We start from the raw sequence: 23,271 nt of genomic DNA on the forward strand, positions 1-23,271 counted from the left end.
GCGATCTTGAATTTCGGTAGAACATGCGTTGCACGGAACGGTCGAGTTAAGCAATCCTGATCTTGTTGAAGCCGCGCTCGAACCGACGGGAGAATGCTAATGCCCGCTCTGAATTCCAATCGGAATTCCTTAATATTTAACTGCATTTAGAAAGAATGTCCGAACGATTCGCACTATAATCGCGACAAGGCTGTCATGTGCTCAACTTAGAGGTGATCGACCTTTCGGATTGGTTTCCCAACGCACTGCTATGGATAACTCTGTCGTCGCCCAGCGAATTTCGCCGCATTGTGATTGTTGATTTGACCTTAAGTCAGCTTCTAGCAACAGAAAAACCTGTTTGAAGCGGGGTTTGTCAATTTAATGAGACATCTTAATACTTACAAAAAATCACTAAAAGAGTGAAGTAAGTTTGCAATTTGGAGGTGGTCGCGGAATTTCTGACCGGTCGTTAAGGTGGGTGGCATGACGAGTGAAGTGATCCTGGATGCATCTCTCCTTCATTCTAGCAAGGCTGCAAACTGGCCGAAGAACTTGGTCCACTGCTTTCCGCCAATTTTATCGTAAGGGGTGCGAGCGGCACAGCTTACATCGTCTTCGGTTCGTTTGGATATTTAACATTTTTACTTTAAAATAGTCTGGGAAAATTATGGCCGTCCAAAATACCTCATTAGTTTTTGCGACCTTTGATCAACCACTTTATCGCGATATGTCTCCCCAAAGGGTCGATACCGGCGAAGCCATGATTTTGAGCACTGGTGGTAAGCAGGTTCGTGAAATCTGGAACTTTGATATTGGGGTGGTGGAGTCCAACGCCTCGCTTTATCTGGACTTTAAGTTTGGACTACAGCCATGGGTCGAACTTGGCAGCACCGGGACTTGGAGCGCGGAATACGGGATCGACGTTAACGTCGATTTGCCCAACGCAGTTATCATACCAGCCTATGCGTCTGGCACCCCGTTGGAAGACCGTGTCGGCGCAACAATGGCATTTGATTTCTCTGACTACGAGGTGGTGTACGGCATCGTCCGGACCGTTGGGTTTAGCACCGATGAGGACGCCGAGGAAGATGACCCACGGGCGCAATCCGGAATAGATTTGATTGTCAAATTTTCGGCTGGCGTCGAAGACTTCTATCTCAATGGGCCGTTGCCGTCGGTCGCTGGTGTTGTTGGCGCTGTTATTGACGGAGTGAAGTCCATTGGTGGTGCTATTTCAAGTGTTGGAAGTAGTATAGGCAGCGCTCTTGGTTTTGGTATTTTTAGTGATGCAATCAATTATGATCCAGATGAATTCAGTGCGTCGAACGTTTCGTTCTTTGACGTATCGCTCCAAGAGACTCTCTTTAATGTAGAAGCTGGGGAAGAAGAGTTTCGTCCATCGATCCCCAAAATCGGCGACTTTCTTGAGTTTTATCTCAAAGCACCGACCGGCGCTGACACCTTTGGACTAGAAGAAGGGACAGGGACCGTCACGGCGCGGGGTTCATCAAAGGAACGGTTCACCGGAATCGAAGGCGACATCGACGCAATTTTGTTAGAACTGGCTGGAAAAATTCCTGAACCCAATATCAAAGCAGCGGTCAAAGCGTTAAAAGCTACCGTTTTTTGGGAAGGTAATGTCTTAAATTGGGCTGCCGAAAACAGCGAGATCGAAGGCATTCCCAAAATTCCGGACTCTCTGGCCAACTTTGATTTGACGGTCGTGGATTTAACAGCGGGTCTTGGCCTGACATTGGCAGAAGAATTCACTGTCGATATCAACGATCCCGAGACAGGGACTCCAGACGTCCTGGTCCATCTAGTTGGTGAAGATGGAAGCGAAGCGCGCGGCAAGCTAGGTGACACCCTTTTTCTGACATCGCCCAAAGAGAACTACGGCAAAACCAAGGTTACCGCGACTTACACCTTGGGCAAAGTACAGGCTGAACATACAGCCCACATCGATCTGGACTTTTATTTCAACGTCAAGATTCTTGAAGGCTCCATCAAGGTTCTCGGTAAAGAAATTACGAGCTTTGGCCCGCTTTACGACAAAGATGTTGTCGAGTTGGAGATTGCGACTTTGGGTGAAGGTTGGTCTGAAAAATATACGGTCGATGGCCTTAGTTTTGGCACCCAGAGAGACACCTACGAAGTTTTTTACGTCGAACACCGTCTGGCACCTGTCGGTTGGGATCCAGAGAGCGCCTCGTTTGAAAATGATCTCTATGCCTACTTTGAAGGGGCTTATGAACAGGTCGAGGCAATCTTTGCCACCTACGACGCGATGACGTTTGATTTCGAACGTCCAACGGACGAGACTGCGGTGCCTAGTGACCGGATTGTAAACCTTACTGGGGACGAAACGATCGGTGGAGTCTTCTACGATTATAGAGGCAAATCCGTTGGGTACGCCTGGTCTGGATTTTTTGACACAGATGTTCAGCTGACCCACGACAACGGCGCAAGTCGGGTGCTTGTCGGCGCACAAATTGTGCCCGGAGCAGGTGGTGCTCCGGACAGTGATAATGCACTTAAAAGTGTAAGCGGCCTAACAGATTCAGGCGATATGTCTTTTGCCAAAGTCTCTACGACAAGCCATTTTACCAGAAAATACAGCGCCCTGATTTCAGCTGACGATACGGCCAAAGTGCACTATGAGGCCAACAATGGAAAATTTCTTGAGACGCGAAATGTTACGGACGTGTTGGGCGGGGATCTTGGCGATGTCATGTATTATCACTACGATAATACCCGTGACAGCGCCGGCGGCACGTTCTTTGATGGAGGTGGAAATAAGTTAGGCACCCACGACTTGTTCATCGGTGATTTCAGCGACACTTCAAGTCCGTTCTACTGGGATATAGCTGCGGCTGTGAATGCCGAAAATGACGGTGATGCCAGAACAAAGGGCGGTGTCACCTTCAAAGATCGACTTGGCCAGGATGTCGTCGTCCGCAACATCGAAGCGGCATTTCTGATGACCGGATCAGGCGACGACTATCTGGTGGGTGGACGGTATTCCGACGGGTTCCTAACGGGTGGCGGCGACGATATCGTGCGCCTGACAGGGTATATCGAACATGCCGGCTCTGATCCCGAAACCTTTGGCCGTCAGGATCTCGCGGACGATTATGTCCGTTTGGGCAGTGGCAAAGACACAGCTTTGGTTGAATTCGGTGATGTTCCCGTGCCTCATACTAACGCGTTTACCGACTACATTTTCGGTGGGAAGGGAGCTGACCATTTGTATGTGCGCAATGGTGAGCAGGGACTGCGCTATAATTTCCAGGTCGAAACGTCTTCGAGTGACGTAATTTATGCATTTTCAGGCAACGGGATCGGGTTCGACGCCGACCACAATCTGATCGGTGCCTACTTACATCTCTTTTCTCGCGATTATGAAGACAATTTCGGCGTCTTTTCCGACGACGAATTCTACGCAAAACAGCATTACCTGATGTTGAATGGCGGTAAAAACCAAGGCCAGATCCAAATCGCGCAGGATGTGGAATATATCAACGTCATGACATCGTCTGACGGTGTTGACGGTAAGGGTGGCGGCACAGGCAACGGCGACGATCTTGTCATTTTCATGAACGGCAAGGTCTATCAGGGGGGCGAGGGAACAGATACGTTCGCAGCCGATCTGACGACAAACGAAGTCTATACCAACGACCGTGGAGGCATTTTCCTCAACGTGGATTCCGTAAGGGGCGACGTGCCACAGCAAGCCTATTTTGGCGACACGGAAATCAGCGGTTTTGAGCGCCTTTACGTGGTGGGTACATCCGTCGGGGATGTGCTCGGTGGTGGGCGCCTTGAAGATTATCTTGATGGGGGCAAAGGCAACGACTTTTTGCATGGTGGCTTTGATACGGTTGCGGACCAATTGTACGGCGGCAAAGGGGATGATGGCTTTTTGTGGCAAGGCGGTGGCGATGATCTGATCGACGGTGGTGATGGTCTGGACACGCTCTATATCGGTGCATTCAACTCCCCTCTCGGAGCGGGCGAGGAAACCTTCGAAATGCGCGGCTCAACCTCTTATACGCTGTTAGACGCCGGTGGAGATGAGACCGCGTCACTAAGATCAAGCATTTCGACAAACACCGTCAGTTTCCGCGACTCAGTGGTTGATTTCCTTGACAAGGTTAAGAGTGCAGACAGCATGGCCATCAGTGGCGGCGACGGCAGCGTTGCCACAGTGCGTAATGTTGAAGTGATAAATGTTATTGCTTCTGACAGTGGCAACGATGTGGTGCTCTATCAAGGTGGCTCAACTTATATCGGTGGTAAAAGCATTAGCGGCAAAGACCGCGACGCATTTGTTGCGGATTTCCGTGATCAGGACATCGGGATCGAACTGGACCTGAGCGGTGACAGCACGACAGGCGAGTCGACCGGGTATCTGTTGGCGAACAGTGTTTATATCGAAGAGATGGAGCAAGGGTTCATCCTTGCCGGCGACGGCTTCGATATTCTGTCTGGCGGTGGGCTTGGTGATCTGTTTCTAGGTGGCGGTGGCAACGACGTATTGTTGGGCAATGGTGGCAACGACTGGATCGAAGGCGGTCTTGGCAACGATACAGTTTTCTACGACAGCTTTGGCTATGACGTGCTGTTTGGCGGGACCGAAAAAGAAAACACATATGTCGACGGTCGGCTCGTTCAAAATGTGGTAGAGAACGATAATCTGGTCATTACCGGTGGCACTTACGATATCCGCGTACGGCCCTACGATGCCGATGGAAACCTGATCCTGTCGACCAAGAATGGAATTGCATTTGCCCATACGGACCGTGACGACCTTACCGAGTTGGCACAAGCATCGCAGTCTGTTTCAGAATGGCAGGTCTATACACGGACGCCGGGAAGCCTGAGAAACACCACTGACCCATCTTTGTTAAACGTCCGGTATTCAGAATTTGAAAGCGTCGATATCGCTGGTGTTGAGGGTTTTGACGACTTGATTGTCTATCAAAACGGCACTGGATACACCGGCGGCGAAGGCGATGGTGACACGGGGGAGGCAGACCTCTTCCTGGGAGATTTTCGTGCATATTCTGAGGATTTGTCGTTTGATGGAAAATCCGCGTCCGGTGAAAGTTATGATATCGGACAGGGTACTCGGATCGCGGATTTTGAACGTTTCCACCTCATCCTCGGGGCGGGCGACGATACAGTAGAGGGCGGCGATCTTGATGATGCGGTCTTTGCCGGCGGCGGCAGCGACGTGCTGATTGGCGGTGCAGGGAACGACCACTTCTTTGGGCAAGCTGGCAACGACACCTTTGAACATACTTACGGAAAAGACGTTTTTGATGGCGGCGCTGGGAGCGGCGATATCCTGACCATATCGGGCCGCGCTGACGCGTTGTCGGTTGAGATGTTTGCTGCTGACGGTGGCAGCCTTTTGAACCTTAGCATGGACAGTGCAACACCGAGCTTTGCAGAGTTTCGCGCAGCGTTAACAGCGGCACCGGAAACGATCACCATGAGCCACGGGTCCAATTCAGTTTCGGTTTCTGGAATTGAGGAGTATTTAATTGCCGGTAGCGAGGCCAATGACGTACTTATCGGCGGCACCACGCAAGGTGTGTTATTCGGGGGTGGCGGCAAAGACGCGCTGATCGGGCAAGGTGGAAATGACTTTATGTCCGGCGGCGCGGGTTCGGATATTTATGTCTTTGGCGCAGATTTTGGCCAAGACGTGATCTTTGGCGAAACCCGGGGCAGTTCCCGTCTGATCTTTACTGAATTGTTCAAGGATGACTTGGATTTCACGCTTGATGGGATTGATTTGATCGTGTCCGACGGTGTCAATTCTGTTCGCATCAAGGACTACTTTGCCGAAGATGACACGTTCGGTCTGAATTTTGCCTTTGAAACGGCTGACGGAACGTTCACCAAGGACTTTAGTGATCTCGGCGCGATAAGCCCCGGCGCGCGCGTCAAAGGAGTGTCGGAGTTTGGCACCGATGACGATGACAAAGGCAAAGGCTCGGCTGACGCTGATGTGTTCCGCGGCTTCTCCGGCGATGACAGCTATTCATACACAGGTGGCGGGGATCTGTTCGACGGCGGCGCAGGGCGCGACAGCTATAGTTTTTCCGGGGCCCCTACGGGCGGTATTGTCGATCTGTTGGCATTTACGGCCACGGTTGGCGCTGCGGCCGAAGATCTGCTGGTCTCGATCGAAAACATAAGTGGATCGTCACACAAAGACAAAATTACTGGCAACCAGTTTAGCAATGTTCTGGCCGGAAACGGCGGAAATGATAAGATTTTCGGCAATAATGGCGGAGATCTTCTGCTCGGTGGAGCTGGTCGCGATAAAATTGATGGCGGCGATGATGATGATCAGGTCTTTGGCGGCGAAGGCAAAGACAAAGTGCTGGGGCAGGACGGCGCAGATGTCCTGTTCGGTGGCGAGGGTAAAGACAAACTTAAGGGGGGTGACGGTGACGATCTGCTGAGCGGTGACAGCGGGAAAGATCGGATATTTGGGGGTGACGGCGACGACATCCTGATCGCCACAGAGGGACGCGATTACATGCACGGTGGTGCAGGCCGCGATACCATTAGCTTTGCGCAACTGTACCAAGGCATGGTTGTGAAGCTAGACGACGGCAGCAGTGTGCGCAGTCGGGCGACAGAAGACCGCGCCAGTGCAACCGTTGCCAAGCTGTTCAGTATCGAAAATGTGCTTGGCTCGGATGAGGATGATAACATTTCAGGAAACGAATTCGCCAACCACCTTGACGGTGCTGCAGGTGACGACGTTTTGACCGGTCATGCAGGCGAAGACACACTGAACGGAGGGGCCGGCATCGACATGTTGGATTACAGCCGCGAAACAGGCACGTCGGGTGTGACCGTGGATTTGCAGCGCGTCGACCGCGAGTTTGCCATTGATACCCATGGCGACCGAGACATTGTTTCGCGAATAGAGGGCGCGCGCGGCACGGATCTAGTCGATATCCTGACGGGCGGCGACGATGGCAACATATTCTACGGGCTGGCTGGCGATGATACTCTCAAAGGTAAGTCCGGCAATGATATCCTGTCGGGTGGAGACGGCGACGACCATATAGAGGGTGGAACCGGGCAGGATATTATCACTGGCGGTAATGGCGACGATACGGTCTTTGGCGACAAAGGCGACGATCTGATTATGGGCGGCGCAGGCGATGATAGTATTTTCGGCGGCGAAGACGATCATGAGTCAGATGATTGGGACGGATTGTCCTATGCTACTATCACCACAGGTGTCAGCATTAACTTTAATCAACGCACTGTCACTGGTGTTGATGTTGGCAAGGACAAATACCGGGACATTGAATATTTAATTGGCAGCACAGGTGACGACACGGTAAGCGGCGGTAGCAACATCGATCATTATCACTATGTGGGCGGTTTCGATACCTACGACGGTGGTGGGAACCGCGATTCGGTGAGCTTCGAATACTATTCTGCATCGGTCTATGTCGATCTGACCCGGTCAGATGCAGCATGGACTGCAGATGGCAAAGAGCTGCCCGTTTTTGGGGATCTACGCCAGTTGATGGAGTTGAACAGTGTTAATCGAGCGACTGGCACCGCGTTTGATGATCATCTGATTGGCTATGAACTCGACAATCGTCTCTATGGTGGGGCGGGCAACGATGTGCTGAATGGCGGTATGAGTGCCGACCCCGGTTATGACGACCATCTCTTTGGCGGGGCAGGAAATGACACGCTGGTAGGGGCCATCGGTGTGGACGCCAGCTTTACTAGTGAAAACATTTATGACGGCGGTGAAGGTGGTGATACCGTTGATTTCTCTGGCTATGAAACCGGTGTTACCTTCTCGTTGGTCAATGGCGACGGCAACGACAAGATCGTCGCGGTTGAACGTCTGTTGGGCAGCGATCACGATGACGTTTTATTGGGCGACGACGCTGCCAATGTGCTGGACGGTGGCGCAGGTAACGACGATCTGGACGGCGGAATTGGCGATGATTTGATCTCCTATTCTGGCGGTGTGGATATAGTGCGCGGTGGCGCGGACAGCGACACCTTAGACTTTACCGGCTTTAAATCAGCTGTTGATGTGGATCTGGCTGCTGGCGAAGTCAAAACGGGGCGCACTAAAGTTTGGTCTGATGGAACGGCAGAGTTGATTGTCTCCCTTCCAGATTTGGATGTCGAAAATGCAATAGGATCGCGATTTGCGGATCGGCTAACTGGCACTGAGGGCGCAAACTTACTGGCGGGTGGCCGTGGCAATGATGTCCTTCGTGGGCTGGGCGGCGACGATATCTTCGCCTATGGCAGCGGACAGGATACTTGGACCGGAGGAGTTGGCCGCGATACCGCAACGTTTGCCATCCATACGCTGGGTGTAAACATTGATTTGAAGGACGGTGTAGCGAAGAACAACGACGAAAAGGCTAAATTACTGGTAACTATGTCCGAGATCGAAGATGCCGTTGGAACGGTGGAAGCCGATCAGATTACCGGCGATGCCAAGGCTAACCGTCTGGATGGGCTGACAGGCGACGATACGCTGAACGGCGGCGCTGGTGCAGACTGGCTGTCGGGTGGCGGTGGTCTGGATGTTCTTGCAGGGGGTGCGGGCGCCGATACCCTTGACGGAGGCGACGGACTGGACATCGCGGACTATGCACTTTCAACAGAGGCGGTGTCGATTGATCTTGCAACCGGCTTGGGATCAGACGGTCATGCAGAGGGCGATATTCTACGGCGTATTGAAGCTGTCCGAGGGTCGGAGTTCGCAGATACGATTTCCGGCAGCGATGCGGATGAAGTTATGATCGGCGAGAAGGGCGAAGATGTACTCTTGGGTAAATCTGGAAACGACACTTTGGTTGGTGGTCTTGGGGCTGATAAGCTGAACGGCGGTGATGGTATCGATTTGGTCAGCTTTGCCAGTGCGGGCGCTGCTGTGAAGGTGGATCTTGGCGCCGGTGAAGGAAGCCAAGGTGAGGCAAAAGGTGATACCTATAAAAAGATCGAGGCTGTTCTAGGTTCTGATCACGACGACCATCTGACCGGCACTGGCGGGAGAAATGGGTTGTTTGGCGGCAAAGGCGCTGATGAATTGTATGGGAAAGGTGGCGCTGATCTGTTGGTCGGAGATGGCGGTGGAGATGCGTTGTTTGGCGGGGCTGGAAATGATCAGTTGTTCGGTGGCGCGGGCAAAGACATCCTGTCTGGCGACACAGGAAACGACTTTATGGCCGGTGGTCTAGGAGACGATGTTTATGTGATCACCGACGACGAATTGGATGAAATCCAGGAATTGAAAGACGAAGGGCACGACCTTGTGGAAACGGCCGTCTCCTTCAGTCTGGATGCAAATCTAGAGGATTTGCGGCTAACAGGCAGCGCTTCTATCGACGGTATCGGTAATGCTTTGGGCAATCAAATCTTTGGCAACAACAATGCCAACCAATTGGACGGCCTCTCGGGCGATGACACATTGCGGGGCAATGATGGAGCTGATCAGCTTCAGGGCGGCAAGGGGAACGACCTGTTATTTGGTGGAGAAGGCGACGATACGCTGGGCGGAAACGCTGGCAAAGATACGCTGGAAGGCGGCGCTGGAAATGATCGTCTAACAGGCGGTGGGGGAAATGACGTCTTCGTCTTTGCGGATGGATTCGGCAGCGACGTGCTTGTCGATTTCAACTCCAAAAAGAACCTTGAACGCATCGACCTTAGCGACGTGACCTCCATCACGGATTTCAAAGATCTGGTCAAGGGCAGCAGTCCACATATGACACAAGTGGGCGCAGATGTGGTGATTGATGCTTTGGCGGGCAATTCAATCACGATACTGAACGTGTCTCTGGGCGCGATGAACAATGGAGATTTCATTTTCTAAAGGAGAACTCGCACACAGCCCTAATAGCTCGGTATCACTTACGGCTACCAAGAAGACAAAAGCATTTCCGAGTTCCGGCTTGCTGCTTTCGTTTGCTTCTCATGCATATGATTTCTTCTGCGTAGTGGTTCAGGTCAAAATGACCGCTCGCCTTGTGGATTGGCGGCACAGTGACCTGCAGCGCTGCTTGGAAACGATAGAGAATGCCCGACGTCGTGCAACGTGGTTGGGCTCGATCTACGCTTGCCGGTTCACCAGAGGAACCTGCGGCGCAGTCCCTTTGCTTAAGCCAAGCAACCGATTCCGCACCAGAGCCGCAACACTGCTCCCTGAGGCCGCTTGTTGAAGCTTACGATATTCGCGATCGGTCAACCGCACAGTGATCTGCTGATCCCGCTTGTTTCTTACACGCCGCCTCCCGCCTTTGCCCTTGGTTCCCATATCCATTCCCACCCGTTGGCAGACAAGGTGCAAGCACAGCGCGCACCGCATCCGAGTCGAGCGCCGTGAGGGAAGGCGAGCGTTTTTGCAGTGCAAAAACATGGCTCGCTATCCGCCAAACAACGTCTCTGGGAAAACAAGTGGTTAGGCAGGGTTAAGGGGGCGTATCCGGGTGAAATTGGTTGAGATCCAGAGCCAGATTTGCGACCATCGGCAACGGGAAAGCTATGATCAGGTTGAACTGTTTCGCATCTACTGGGCAGGATTTAGCGTAATTTAAGCTACTCTCAGTACCTGCTGAACAAGGTTAATTGTTTCATTTCTCAGCCAATAGACCACGGTCGATAGTCTGCCGCCAACCACTGGATTGCTTTGTTTGGATTCGGCCATAGTATCATCCTCTCCGGCAGTTTCAGGCATACTTCGCCGGAAAGAATGCACGGAGAGGAAAGTCATGAGACTATTCGGTCAGGCCCTTCTTGGTTCACGCGGCATCTTCGAGACAAAGCCTCACCGCAGTGCGTTCCCGGGCGGTCGACAGGTCCAGGGAAGGACATGTGTCAGGTCGATCAAATTGAGGGTCAAATCAAACCGGAAAGCCAAGCGGCAACAACCCACCGAGCGGTCGATCAGTGTTTGAGATTAACTACCCGAGAACTGGAGACCGACATATGACTGTCGGTGTTCCTGATCTCGAGTGAGCAAAATTTGTGGATGGCCCCGTTTAGCGCTTCTGCACAAGTCGGCCTCCAGCGTGTTCGAAATCCGACAGGCCAGAACCTTGCTGGTGTGACGGTCCTTGATGGCGGCGAGACAAGGGAACGCGCGCCGCATCGGTAGGTCGGTGATGTCCGAGCACCAACCTTGTTTCAAACGATCCACACGCAGGCCTTTCAGCAAGTAAGGATGAGTCTAGTGTCCCTCCGAGGGCCTGCCCCATATCACATACGCTTTGCATGTATTACCGGACAACGGGTGTTGGGCTTCTGGTCGTTCGGCATCAGTCCGTACGGCGTATCCGTTTCTCGTTCACCAGATGGCCGTCATTGCGCAACTGCCAGTTTGCGGGATTTGAGTTAAGTTTGTAAGTGGATCGGTATTGGTTTGCGCTACATTTTTTGTATTACGATTTCCACATTTTCTTGAAAGAAAATTTGATGTTTCGAGCATTAAATCTGTTGGCTGTTTTGAAAATTGCTTTGTTTTTGACCCTTACGCCCGTAACCTTATCAGAGGCTACATTTTAGGCAATTTTCAAGGGAACAGCCAGATTGCCGGCGCAATGGGGCAACGAGGGTTTCCTTATGTTGAGGAGTTATCTTCCGGATTACTGCCTGTGGACATGGGGTGCAAATTCTTCAATGATAAATTGCCCTCCGTAATTTATGGAGGCGAAAGCTAAATCAGCTTGCTTGAGACGGATTCACTGACAGGCGAGCCCTTATCCCAGACTTATGGGCACCTTTATGAACGCACGATAGAAGTTTCCTCATCACCATCAACCGTGCCGCTTCCCGCCTCGTTGCCTTTACTTTTGCTGGCGGCAGTTGGCTTAGGTATGATGTCACGTTTGAAGCGCCTTATGTCTAGGTTCGAAACCGGCTATCTCCACTGATCGTTGAAAATATATGTCTTCATTATGCCCACCTTTAGCGGTCGCAATACCTGCAATAGCTAGGCATGTCCGAATGCTAGTGTATCATCCATTTAATTTGCAACATTTCCGGCAGCTTTGAGGAGTTTCCGGCATTTTTCTGGTGGGAAGAGGTCACAGGTTTGCGCGACAGACTGGAATAATGCGTCGGAGGTCGTGCCTTGAGCCGTCTTAGGTGTGCTTTGAGTTTGGAATAGGCCATTGCAATCGGATTCAGGTCTGGGCTGTAGGGCGGAAGAAACAGTATCCAGTTGCCTTGCGCCTTCAGCACGTTCTGGGCGTATGCGGATTTGTGAGACGAAAGGTTATCGGCGATCACGACGTCGCCGGGCTTTTGCGTGTTCCAGTTGTCTGTCTCATCGGTCACTCCTCAGTGGTTATGATGAGACAGAAACACTCTCTTATCAAATAACGCTATTTGGACCCATAAGCGCAGACGTCAGACACCAGATCAGTACGACGTGATTGGTAACGATACGTGGATCGGTCAAATCGTAAAGCAACACACTCCTTTCGGATAGATACACGCCAGTCAGAACACATCCCGTCGACGAGCTCACGCTTTCGATTCCCCTCTCGGGATATTGCTGCGCAATACCCTGTCGGGCAACGGGCCTCAGAGCTTTCGTTTGATAACGTCCTACAACATCTCGCGATCCAACGTCAGATCCGCGACAACCCGTTTCAATCAATTTTTTTCGCCCTCAAGATCGCGCAGCCGCCGCATCTCTGCTGGCATAAAGCCTTCGTACTTTTTTCAGTTGAAATATGTCGCAGAGCTATTACGCGCTTTACGGGAAATCCCAGCCACCGTCGTGCCATCGCTGCCCTGCTTTACCATAAACGCTTTCTGCGCGTCCGTGAACTTGGATGCTTTCACCGCTTCCACTCCTTCTCTCAGCTAGGAAAGTAGCAGCCAGAAACTCTAACTCAAGATGGTCCAGTTTGCAGGGGGCAGTGCAATGGCGTCGTGCATCTTCAGCCAATGTCACGCCGTCGCTAATGCTCTCCTCAAAGATACGGATTTTTTCGTTATCAGACCAACGGTGGCGACGGCCGGTATCAGAGACCGACAAAACTTGAATGCGGAGGGTATCTTCGTGTGCGTCCATTAGAACACTTCACAAACGATTGCACAGATCAGCGGCCAGACGGCCCTCGGCGGAGGATTACCATATAAAGCTTACGGTCTTGTTCTACGCCGCAACGCGAAATAGCCGAGCGAGCGCGAGAACGTGAATGGGAGCTGGGAACCACCGGTCCCGGCGCGCCCGATCCGATTGGGCCCCTGCGCGAGCTTCCCTGCCGGGGCTCACAGGCTGTGGAGCCCGCTGATCATGCGGGTTACACACGGGGGGGGGGCGTGCCGGCCCGATTGCACTTGGCTGGAGCGGCTGGTCAGTTCTTGACTCGAATCGCCGCTGTCTGCACCGTTAACCCATGGTAAAAGCTTACGAAGTTTTCATCGTTACTGACGAACCTGGTCCCTATGTCTCGATTACCGATTTCAACCTGAACGCATTGGGCCGGCACAAGAATCTGGTGATCGAGGATCCGGACATCCCCGAGATCCCGTCTAAATGGGTGGTGCGCACCGACGAGGAACTGAGCCCTGATCAGGTGGCGCCTTTTCTCGGGTCGGTCGGCCGGGGCATTTTCGAGGCGGTTCTTATCGAGAAATATACCAGCCTGGCCGACTACGAGGTGCGCGGTTGGAGTGTATTTCAATTGGGCAAAGGAGGGTTGCTGCTCAACCCGCGAACTGCCGTTCCAGTCGGCAGCACGGAGCCGACCTCTGGCGACGACCAACTTGATCTGGACCTATTCCCGGTGGCGGGCCCGCTACGGATGCTTGCTGGCGACGACACAGTGCGCGGGTCCGACGGGCGCGACGTAGTCTATGGGGGCTCTGGAAACGACGAGTTATCAGGCGGTGCTGGAAGGGACGAGCTCTTCGGTCAGTCAGGCGTGGATGTCCTCAACGGCGGTGGCGGGGCCGACCGGCTGATTGGCGGCGGCGGCAATGACCGGCTTGCCGGTGGCGCCGGTAATGACAGGCTGGTTGGCGCAAACGGAGACGACGTGTTGATCGGTGGTGCTGGCCGTGACGTCCTGCAGGGGGCAAGGGGAGCGGACACCGCTGAATACGCAGGTGCGGCCGTCGCGGTGGACCTCGCCAAAAGTGGGTTCCAAAACACTCGCGGTGCTGGACATGACAAACTCGTAGGGATCGAGAACTTGTCCGGGACTGACGCAGCAGACCGGCTTTCCGGCGATGCGCGCGCAAACCGGATTGAGGGCGGCGGCGGCAATGACGTACTGAAGGGCCGCGAGGGCGGCGATCACCTCGATGGCGGCGATGGAGACGACGTCCTGTCCGGCGACGCCGGGCGCGACACCCTGCGCGGCGGGGGCGGAGATGACCGCCTGTCGGGCGGCGCGGGCCGAGACCTTCTGGACGGCGGCGCGGGTGAGGATTTCGCAGACTACTCTGGCAGAATAGCGGTGCGGGTAGACCTGCGCGAGACGGGTTTCCAGAAGATCGCTGGTCACGGGCGCGACAAATTCGTGTCTATCGAGGGCGTCATCGGGTCCGATCGGGGTGACACGTTGATTGGAGGCGACGATGACCGCGGGCGTTCCATTCTCCACGGCGGCGGCGGAAAGGACAAGTTCGTAATCCGTAACGGTGACAACTGGGTTCAGGGCGACGCGGGTGCCGATACGCTGAAGGCGCGGATCGAGGACGCCCGCTCGATTTTGTCGTTCGAAGGGGGCGGCGGCAACGACCGGGTGAAGGTGGACGCCACCGCTGCGATAACGTTCGTTGGAGATCTTGACGGTGGCGAGGGAAACGACTGGTTCGACCTGTCACTCGAAGGGAAACCGACGGGTTTACGAGCATACGAGCCGTGATCGCCGGCGGCGGCGGCGCGGACCGCTTCATATTCCGCGGTGCAGAGGCGGATGCGCAGATCGTAGACTTCGAGGATGGCAAGGATCTGATCCATATAGTTGACGCGGCAGACCAGTTCTCCGATCTGCAAATCGACCGCGGGGTAGGCTACCTGGATGTCACCCTTGCTGGCACGGCCGGAACAGAACTCCGCCTGCGGCTGATTGACCCCGCGTCCGAGCTGACGCTGACGGCGGAGGACTTCGACTTCGGCTGACCGCCTGCGGCGGCAGGGTCGGTTACAGACGTTACGTCGTCGCCCTCTATTCACAACTTAGATTTCCGATTTCGGATGACACCTCGGTTGGGCACCATCGTTGCACAAGCGGAGAGTGTCTCTGACTTACCACCCGCATTTTGCAGGATGGCGCTGTTCCGGCCCTGATGGACTGGGAACGGCATTTCGGCGATTTGCGCCTGCGTCTATGTATTCGCGGCGAGGGTCTGTTCCTTGGCGTCCTTTAGTGGCGCGTCCAAGGCCGAGACTTTCGATGTTGTCGGCTTCTTCGCCACCTCGATCTCCTAATCGATAAGATGAACAGAAATCCTCCCTTATCCAAACCCTCAAATCTGTCCAGCGGGTGCTGACGTCAGACACTAATTGGCAGCGTTAGTTGGCTTGGAGCTCCTTAATAACTTCATCGACAACGGCATAGCCTGGACCTGTCACGCTTTATTGCCGCCCTAAGTCGACCTTCGAGGTCGGCACGGCGAAGCTCGTCAGCGAGCCCAAACTGCATGTTTTCTGCGCCACACCGAAAGCCAGGTTTTAGAAAGCTGATGGGATGATCACCAGGGATCGGTCAGGCGTGGGGAGGTTTCCTTTCGAACGCCCAAGAGCCGAAACCAAACAATAGGATCAAGACAGCAGTCGTCGTTAAGCCCGACTTCACTATGGAAGCGACACTTGCCGCCATGACGGTGTTGGCTGATATTTCTGGCCAACTCAGGATCATAAGGCAGATGCCGGCGTTCTCCAGATAGTCAGCGATAGCTGCAGCAATAGAAAACCAAATTCCAATTCGAACAAGCTTTTGATTTACATCCCGCGAGCCAATCCATTTGAATAATGATATCAAGGTCATCGCCATTAGCGCAGGATAAACGAGATCTAGTGGAATTTGTCGCGTGAGATAGTACCACCTTCCCCTAATTCCCAAGGCATCGATCAGCGAATTTGCCAGTTCTACCGAATATCCGCCGGGGCGCATGTCGAAAGGGCGCAGGCCGGTCAAAGTCTCGATGTGCGCCAGAGTGCCATAGACCATCAGCAGATAGAATCCGGCGGCCGCTAGACCGAAGAGCGCTGCTTGCCGGCCGTACTGTTTAGTTGGTATCGTTATTTTCATTGGTTGTTCTCCTTACCATTCGCACCGACGTACCGAGGGTGAGCACAGCTGGCATTATCGTTTGATAGGGAATTCGCGATTTGGACCTTTTTACTTATCTGACATGTTCCCCGAACGCTTTGGGCAAAGTGACCGCGCGTAGGTTCGCGGCAGCATGGCGTGTTGAATATATGGAAAAGGGACGTCGCATTGCGACGCAAGGCGAACCAGACCCATTTGAACACATCATTCTTGATGGACGCGCCACGAGCCAAATCACCGATACCGAAGGCCGAACCGTTTGCGTCGGCTTCCACGCTGGTGCATGCGTGGTCGCACCAAATGTCTCGAGAACTAGGAGCGGTGCCTCGCTCGTTTCGATAGACGTGATTGCAGATGCACTAGTTGCGCAACTGGACAGCCGTGCTTTGACTTCGCTCATGCTGGCATCGGAGCCAATCCGCGAATGGGCAAACGGCATTTTGCAACAAGAGCTGGCCCGTAAAGTTGACCGAGAGTGGTGTCTTGCCGCGCTTGGAGGCGCAGAACGCCTTGCATGGTTTCGCAAGGGTTTTCCGCGCCACGAAGAGTTATTTGGCCATTATCTGATAGCATCTTTTCTCGGGATCACGCCGGTCACACTCAGTCGGCTTCGCAGTGCCGAGCGAGACGCGGCTGTTGATCAAAGGTTCGATTGCGGGAAACTCAGCTAATAAAGCAGACTTTGATAGCAACCTCAGCAAACGGTAACTCGCCCGCGTAACAGCCTTCGGTGGAGGCCGCAGCGCATTTCCGCTGTCCGCCTGATGCACCGCGTCCTGATTGAACTCTTCGTTGTACTTGCATGTCCCCATGTCGGCCTCCTTGCCCCAAAGTTAGGGGGCAAAGCGTCTACAAATCTACGGCCTCAGAGTTCTACAACCATACGCGCCCGCATTCTTCTCTTGGCGGCAAACCACCTGCTGTGGTCTATTGGCAGAGAATTGAAACGACCAAACCCGATCAGCAGGCGCAAAGAGTAGCTTAATTTACGCCAGATCCTGTCCAAGAGATGGGGAGCATGTATGAACTGCCTTCCCCTGCAAGCGTTTTGTTGATGTCCCCTTGACCCTGCTTCTATGTATTCGGTCTTTCGATGGGGCCATTCGATTTGCCCCTGACCAAGATGGGAAGTCGCGCGTCCTATGTCTCGTTAGCTCACTGGCACTCTGGGGGCCATGCTCCCCGTCAGACTGACCAGACGCCTATTGGTCGTTGGTCCATCTCCTCCTCGCTCGCAGATTCCTATATGTTGCGCGGTTGCGTGTCTATGCGCCCACAAGCGCCGCGGGACGATATCGCTCGCCTTTCGTCAATACGGCCCAGGCGATCCGCGCCATCCGTTGCCCGGCAACACTTGCTTTGCAGGTGTGAGAGGGATGTTGGCCATGGCAACGGCAGCGACATTCACGTGGGCCCGCTCTTTCAGCCCATCTGCCCATTGCGTTATGGGCGATGTTCGATCTCGCACGAGATGCAAAACGGTCCGCGCCCCATGGATGAACAGTTTGCGGAGGTATCGGTTGCCGTGCTTTGAGATGCCGATCAGCTTGGCTTTTCCACCTGTGGTGATCTGACGTGGCACGAGACCAAGCGTTACGCCGAAGGCGTGCTGGCAGCACGACGCGGCAAGATCGCGCCCTTTGGCAAAGCTGCTGCCGGTTCCAACAGCGGCCACAAGGGCGCTGGCAATCGTTGGGCCGACGCCAGGGATTTCCATCAAGCGCTGCATGTCGGCATCTGCCTTGGCCAGAGCCTTGATCTCGGTGTCGATCGCTTCGACCCGGTCGTTGATCGTGGCCAGCTCCGCCATCATGTCTGACAACATCGACAGGATACGGTGCGAAAGATCAGCGGTGCCTGTCGCAACCAATCTGACCAGCTCTTTTTGGAAGACGCGGCGACCTGCTGCGACCCGAATGCCGCGCTCCATAAGAAAGCCCCGGCCTTGATTGATAAGGCGTGTCCTTTCGGTCACCAGCCGCTCGCGGGCTCGGTGCAGAGCCTGAAGATCAAGCTGCTCTTCCGATTTGATCGCGACGAATAACATTGTCGGGCGCGTCGCGGCCTCGGCGATCGCCTCCGCATCACGGTCATCATTTTTGTGAACCTTGACGTAAGGCCGGACATAAAGCGGCGGCATCAGCCGACGCTACTGTCCGTGTTGAAGGCAAAAACGACCAATGTGATGCGCGCCGCCGCAAGCCTCCATCGCAACAATGCAAGGGTCCAAACCTTCCAGAAAGTCCAGCAACCGGTGCCTTTGAAGGCGCTTGCGGTACACGACCGCGCCTGTTGCGTCCAATCCCGCAAGGCTACAAACGGCCTTGCCCAGATCAATGCCCTATACTTCAATACCGATCAGAATGCTCCTCTCTCTCCACCTATGCGCGCAACAATAGCTGCGGTTTGGCAGGAAGACAGTTCATCCCATTAGCTCAGACACATACCAGTGATACAAAGGCTTATATGAATTACCTGAGAACTGACGCTTAGCATCAGTCCCCACCAATCAAATAACTCGCCCATGCCGCCAAGTATGGCCTCCGCCGTTCGAGGTAGTCAGCGCGGTTATAGGCACCCTCCACATCGTTGACGGCGAGGTGTCCGAGGCAGGCCTCAGCCACATCCCGTCCGACCCTTCATGCTTCAGCGTAGAGCGATGGGCTGCAAATGCAGCATTGGCTAGTACATGAAACCGACCTTCCTGTGCGCTTGCATGGTTTCTCTGCCGCCGCTTGATCTTGATTGGATCATCGCCGTTCGCCACAATCCGCCGCACATCATGGGCCGCTTTCCGCGCTTCTGCGAGAGACAGGAGGGGATAGGAGCCAAGCCCCATCTCGCGCTGCCGACCGAACAGCGAAAACCGGAAGGTCCATCGTGCCTGCCGTCTTTCCTCTTAAACAACCATAAGCCCTGTCCGTCGCAATGCTTGCCGGGCGGCAAGAATTTTAACTGCGCGACTGTAAAGAAATTGGATTTTGCCATAAGGGTACCTCCGAAATATCTACAAACGCAGATGGTACTGCCCGGAAACTTCCGGACCGCGCTGAGACGCTACCGCACTCTTATTAAAGCACGATTTACATCTCAGAGCGCTTGTGAGAGCGCTTGATGCGAAGGATATACCGCCTCCGGCGGGGATATTTGGGGAACATTGAAGCGGGTGTCAGGAGACTGGCACCCGTTTCTTTTTGGTTAGGGTTGGCAGGCTGTTTCTCTGAAGATGCGGTCGAGTTGGTGGAGGATGCGGTTTATGTCGTCGGCCTCGATCGTCAGGGGCGGGCGGATTTTCAGGACGTTGTGGTGTGCGCCTTCCGAACCGATCAGGATGCGGCTTTCCTTCATGCGGTTGATCACGCGGTCTGCGATTTCAGTGGCCGGAGCGCGGGTTTCGCGGTCTGTCACCAGGTCCACGCCGACGAACAGCCCCATGCCGCGCACATCGCCGATTACTGCGTGTTTTTCCTGAAGTTTGCGCAACCCGTCGAGCAGTTCTTTTCCGCGTTGGCGGGCGTTGTCTTGCAAGCCCTCGTCGTCCACGATCTTAAGCACTTCTGCGCCGATGCGGCAGGACAGGGTGGAGCCGCCAAAGGTTGAGAAATACTCCGGTCCTTTGGCAAAGCTGGCGGCGATTTCGGGTGTGGTGACAACAACGCCGATGGGGTGGCCGTTGCCGATGGGTTTACCGAGCACAACGATGTCGGGCGTGACGCCTTGTTGTTCAAAGGCGAAGTAATAATCGCCGAGCCGCCCCAGTCCGGTTTGAACCTCGTCCGCGATGCAGACGCCACCTGCGGCGCGGATTTTGGCGTAGACTTGTGGCAGGTAGCCTTGGGGTGGGATGATCTGGCCGCCGACGGACGGGAAGACTTCGCTGATCCAGCCGGAGACCTTGCTGCCCCGTGCTGTGACGGCGGCGATGGCCTCGTCGATTTGGGCGGCGTATTTATCGGCGCAGTCGGGATCATCGCGCCGGAAGGGACCGGCGAAATCATCGGCCACATCGACCAGTTGCACCCAGTCCGCCTGACCGACACCGCCTTTGGCGTTGAACTTGTATGCCGAGATCGCAATCGCGCCGGTTGTGTTGCCGTGGTAGCCGTGATTGGCGGTGACAATGTCTTTGCCGCCCGAATGGGCCGCGGCAAGGCGCAGCGCGAGTTCGTTTGCTTCGGTCCCTGAATTCACGAAAAAGCAGACCGACAGCGGATCGGGCATCTTCGCCAGCACCGTATCGGCGAAATCGGTTTGGGCGGGGTGCAGGTAGCGGGTGTTGGAGTTCATCCGCATCAACTGGTCCGCCGCGATTGCCTGAATGCGCGGATGGGCGTGGCCTACATGGGGGACGTTGTTATAGGCATCGAGATGGGGGCGGCCCCATTCGTCAAACAAGTGATGCTTCCAGCCGCGCAGGAACATGGCGGGATCGGAATAGCTGAGCTTTACGTTCTCGCCAAAGTGCTTGCGCCGTTTGCCGAGCGTTTCTGTTTTAGGCAGCGGTTTATAGGCCACCGCTTCGTCTGGCAGGTTCAGCAGGGCGGCAGGGTTGGGGCAAACCGCGCCCCACAGGTCCATCTCGTCGGGGTTGGCCACACCGGGCCAGTCGTGGCCCATGCCTTGTGTGGTCAGGGCCAGTTGGAAATGCACATGGGGCGCCCATCCGCCGTTTTCACTGGCATCGCCAAGGGCGCAGAATGCAGTGCCTTTCGCAACGGGGGCGCCGTGTTTGAGGCCGGACAGGCTGTCCGGTGCAAGATGCCCGTAGAGGGTGAAAAATGGCGTGCCATCGGATGCTTCGTGGCGCAGGATGATGACGCCGCCGTAATCCAGATGCGACGTGCGGTTCTCGATCACTTCCACCACACCATCAAGGGGGGCGTGCAGGGGCGTTTTGGCAGGGGCAAACACATCAATAGCCAGATGCACCGTGCGCCGGTCCGAGGATTTCCACGGTCCCTGTCGGAAGGCGGGTGCGGTATAGATCAGACGGGGTTCGCCCCAGAGGCCTATCCACATGTCTCCGGTGTCGTATTCTGAACCAAGGGTGGCGGCTTCGGCCAAGGGCATGTCGAATGGATTGCGCGGGGCTGCAACTGCAGCGACGGAGAGCGGGCCAAGCGGAGCATTGACCAGTGGTTTGCCCATCAGGGGCGCAAAGTTGCCGCGTTGGCTGTCCAGATAGGCGGCCACGCTGTCCGCGCCTACCACCACAGGCAGATCACACAGGGCGCGCAAATGGGCGCGGATCAGTCCGGTATCCAAATCTGTCCGCTCCAGATACCGCCACGCGGGGGCTTGGGATATTGTAACATACGGATCATCGGGGTTTGCGGCGGCTTCCAGTGTGGAGTTTACCACGCTCACCGCAAGGCGCATGCGCAGGAGAGGATAGAGCATATCCAGTTCCGGCGCGCTCAGCGGGTTGGCGCTGTGATACCCCCGCACCAAAGCGGCGAGTGCCCTTTGCGGTGTGTCGTGATCAAGCACGATATAGGCACCCGCAATGGCCAGATCGCAGATGCGGGGGCTGGCTGTCATATCGCCAAAGTCGATCAGGCCAGAGACTGCGCCATCCCGTGTGACCAGAATATTATAATCATTCAGATCGTTGTGGATCGCCTGCGTTGGCAGAGCATCCAACTGCGGCTTCAGATTGGAAAAATCCTGAAGGATATTCTCTATCAGTTTGCGTCGTGTGGGATCGTTCAGAGCCTCTGTATGCTGCGCAATCCAGTCGCCAGTGGGCAGGTGCCATTTGAAGGGAACATCGTGTTGGGGGTGGGTGAAACCCTGCAAGCCCGCGTCCATCTGGCCAAGGTAGCCGCCCAGTTGTTCGATCATGCCCAGCGATTTGGGCATGTGGTCCGCGTAACAGGCCCCCGAAAGGCGGGTTTGCAGCCAGACCAATCGCGCGGCGCCGGATTCATCGGCCAGCGTTGTGTAAAGATCACCCTCATTGGTGGGGATCAGCTCTGGCAGAGGGAGATCGGGATAGCTTGCCGACAGATGCCGGATCGCGGCGCATTGCATATCCACGAGATCAACCGGACAGCCTTCACGCATCACCTTGAAGATATAGTCCTTCCCATCCGCACGGGCCGCGAAGTTCAGATCGTATTCGCCATCCAGTCTTTTAAGATCGGCGGCGAGGTTGAAATGGGTCTTCAGGGCAGCTTGCCAATGGTGGGGCATATCTAAAATTCTTTCTTAAATGGATCGCTTGGATAAGTGACATCTGCGAGGTAGAGCCCGTGTGGCGGACAGACCGGCCCGCAGGCGGCGCGGTCTTGGGCGTTTAAAGCGTCGGACACATCGTCAGGGGACCATGATCCCGCGCCGACCCGTTCCAACGTGCCGACAAAGCTGCGCACCTGATTGTGCAGGAAACTGCGGGCGCGCACGAAGAAACGGTATTCAGTGCCATCGGGGTAGGGGTGTTCTGTCACCGTTAGTTCGTCAAGGGTGCGAACGGGGCTGTTGGCCTGACAGATGGTTGACCGAAAGGTGGTGAAATCATGCCGCCCGAGCAAACGGTTTGCACCTTCTTGCAGTGCGGTCACGTCCAGATCATGGCGCACTTGCCAAACGATTCCGGCGTCATGGGTGACGGGCGCACGCCGCGCCACAAGGCGGAAAATATACTTGCGTTCCAGCGCTGTGAACCGTGCGTGAAAGTCATCATCCACACGGGACGCATCTACGATGGCGACGGGATCGGGTTTTAGATGGTAATTCAGTGCTTCTGACAGGCGAAACGCCTCCCAGTCTTTTTCCAGATCTACATGGGCGACCTGCCCGTAGGCGTGGACCCCTGCATCTGTACGCCCTGCGCCCTGAATGCCTTCGTGGTTATTTTCCAGCTTGCGTAAGGCATCTTCTATGGCACCCTGTACGGAGTGCAGTCCGACCTGACGCTGCCAGCCGACGAAGGGCTTGCCGTGATATTCGATTTTAAGCGCGTAACGTGGCATAG

The 23,271-nt window shown here is 54.8% G+C and carries 9 protein-coding genes and 3 pseudogenes; 4 read left to right on the plus strand and 8 right to left on the minus strand.

Translation table 11 applies throughout. The features are described 5' to 3' along the window. Positions 1-742 precede the first annotated feature (742 nt). Positions 743-9,874 carry a calcium-binding protein gene (locus tag IEX10_RS20075; RefSeq protein ID WP_268237019.1) on the plus strand — a complete coding sequence of 3,044 codons (9,132 nt, stop codon included), beginning with the start codon at positions 743-745 and terminating at the stop codon, positions 9,872-9,874. A 2,148-nt stretch (positions 9,875-12,022) separates the two neighbouring features. Here IEX10_RS20075 and IEX10_RS00070 read toward each other — a convergent pair. The 3 genes and pseudogenes from IEX10_RS00070 to IEX10_RS00075 all read right to left on the minus strand — a co-directional run. Next, positions 12,023-12,327: pseudogene (locus IEX10_RS00070) on the minus strand (transposase); the annotation flags it as partial. A gap of 92 nt (positions 12,328-12,419) precedes the next feature. Next, positions 12,420-12,849: pseudogene (locus IEX10_RS19900) on the minus strand (transposase); the annotation flags it as partial. After that, positions 12,761-13,081, minus strand: a complete 321-nt coding sequence (locus tag IEX10_RS00075) for a helix-turn-helix domain-containing protein (RefSeq protein WP_188669720.1) — start codon at positions 13,079-13,081, stop codon at positions 12,761-12,763. The gene IEX10_RS00075 and the pseudogene IEX10_RS19900, both read right to left, overlap by 89 nt. A gap of 328 nt (positions 13,082-13,409) precedes the next feature. On the opposite strand from IEX10_RS00075, the gene IEX10_RS00080 reads away from it, so the two are divergent. Next, entirely contained in the window at positions 13,410-14,885 is a 1,476-nt protein-coding gene (locus IEX10_RS00080; RefSeq protein ID WP_188669722.1) for a calcium-binding protein, read from the plus strand. Continuing rightward, entirely contained in the window at positions 14,882-15,142 is a 261-nt protein-coding gene (locus tag IEX10_RS00085; RefSeq protein WP_188669724.1) for a hypothetical protein, read from the plus strand. Before IEX10_RS00080 ends, IEX10_RS00085 begins: the two co-directional genes overlap by 4 nt. 586 nt (positions 15,143-15,728) lie before the next feature. On the opposite strand, the gene IEX10_RS00090 is transcribed toward IEX10_RS00085, so the two are convergent. Beyond that, complete coding sequence (locus IEX10_RS00090) at positions 15,729-16,274, minus strand: hypothetical protein (protein ID WP_188669726.1); 546 nt, start codon at positions 16,272-16,274, stop codon at positions 15,729-15,731. 80 nt (positions 16,275-16,354) lie between these two features. On the opposite strand from IEX10_RS00090, the gene IEX10_RS00095 reads away from it, so the two are divergent. Then, positions 16,355-16,966 carry a Crp/Fnr family transcriptional regulator gene (locus IEX10_RS00095; RefSeq protein ID WP_188669728.1) on the plus strand — a complete coding sequence of 204 codons (612 nt, stop codon included), beginning with the start codon at positions 16,355-16,357 and terminating at the stop codon, positions 16,964-16,966. Positions 16,967-17,560: 594 nt separating this feature from the next. On the opposite strand, the pseudogene IEX10_RS00100 reads toward IEX10_RS00095, so the two are convergent. From IEX10_RS00100 to truA, 4 genes and pseudogenes are all read right to left on the minus strand, one after another. Continuing rightward, positions 17,561-18,633: pseudogene (locus IEX10_RS00100) on the minus strand (IS110 family RNA-guided transposase). A 171-nt stretch (positions 18,634-18,804) separates the two neighbouring features. Then, positions 18,805-19,134 (minus strand): Arm DNA-binding domain-containing protein, encoded by a 330-nt coding sequence (locus IEX10_RS20160; protein ID WP_188669730.1) that lies wholly within the window; start codon positions 19,132-19,134, stop codon positions 18,805-18,807. A gap of 359 nt (positions 19,135-19,493) precedes the next feature. Next, positions 19,494-22,490 carry an aminotransferase class III-fold pyridoxal phosphate-dependent enzyme gene (locus tag IEX10_RS00110; RefSeq protein WP_188669732.1) on the minus strand — a complete coding sequence of 999 codons (2,997 nt, stop codon included), beginning with the start codon at positions 22,488-22,490 and terminating at the stop codon, positions 19,494-19,496. Positions 22,491-22,492: 2 nt separating this feature from the next. Next, a complete protein-coding gene (gene truA, locus IEX10_RS00115; RefSeq protein WP_188669734.1) occupies positions 22,493-23,269 on the minus strand; it encodes a tRNA pseudouridine(38-40) synthase TruA in 777 nt (258 codons plus the stop codon). Positions 23,270-23,271: the final 2 nt, after the last annotated feature.

This window comes from Neptunicoccus cionae (assembly GCF_014643735.1).
In the GTDB taxonomy this organism is placed as follows: Bacteria; Pseudomonadota; Alphaproteobacteria; order Rhodobacterales; family Rhodobacteraceae; genus Amylibacter; species Amylibacter cionae.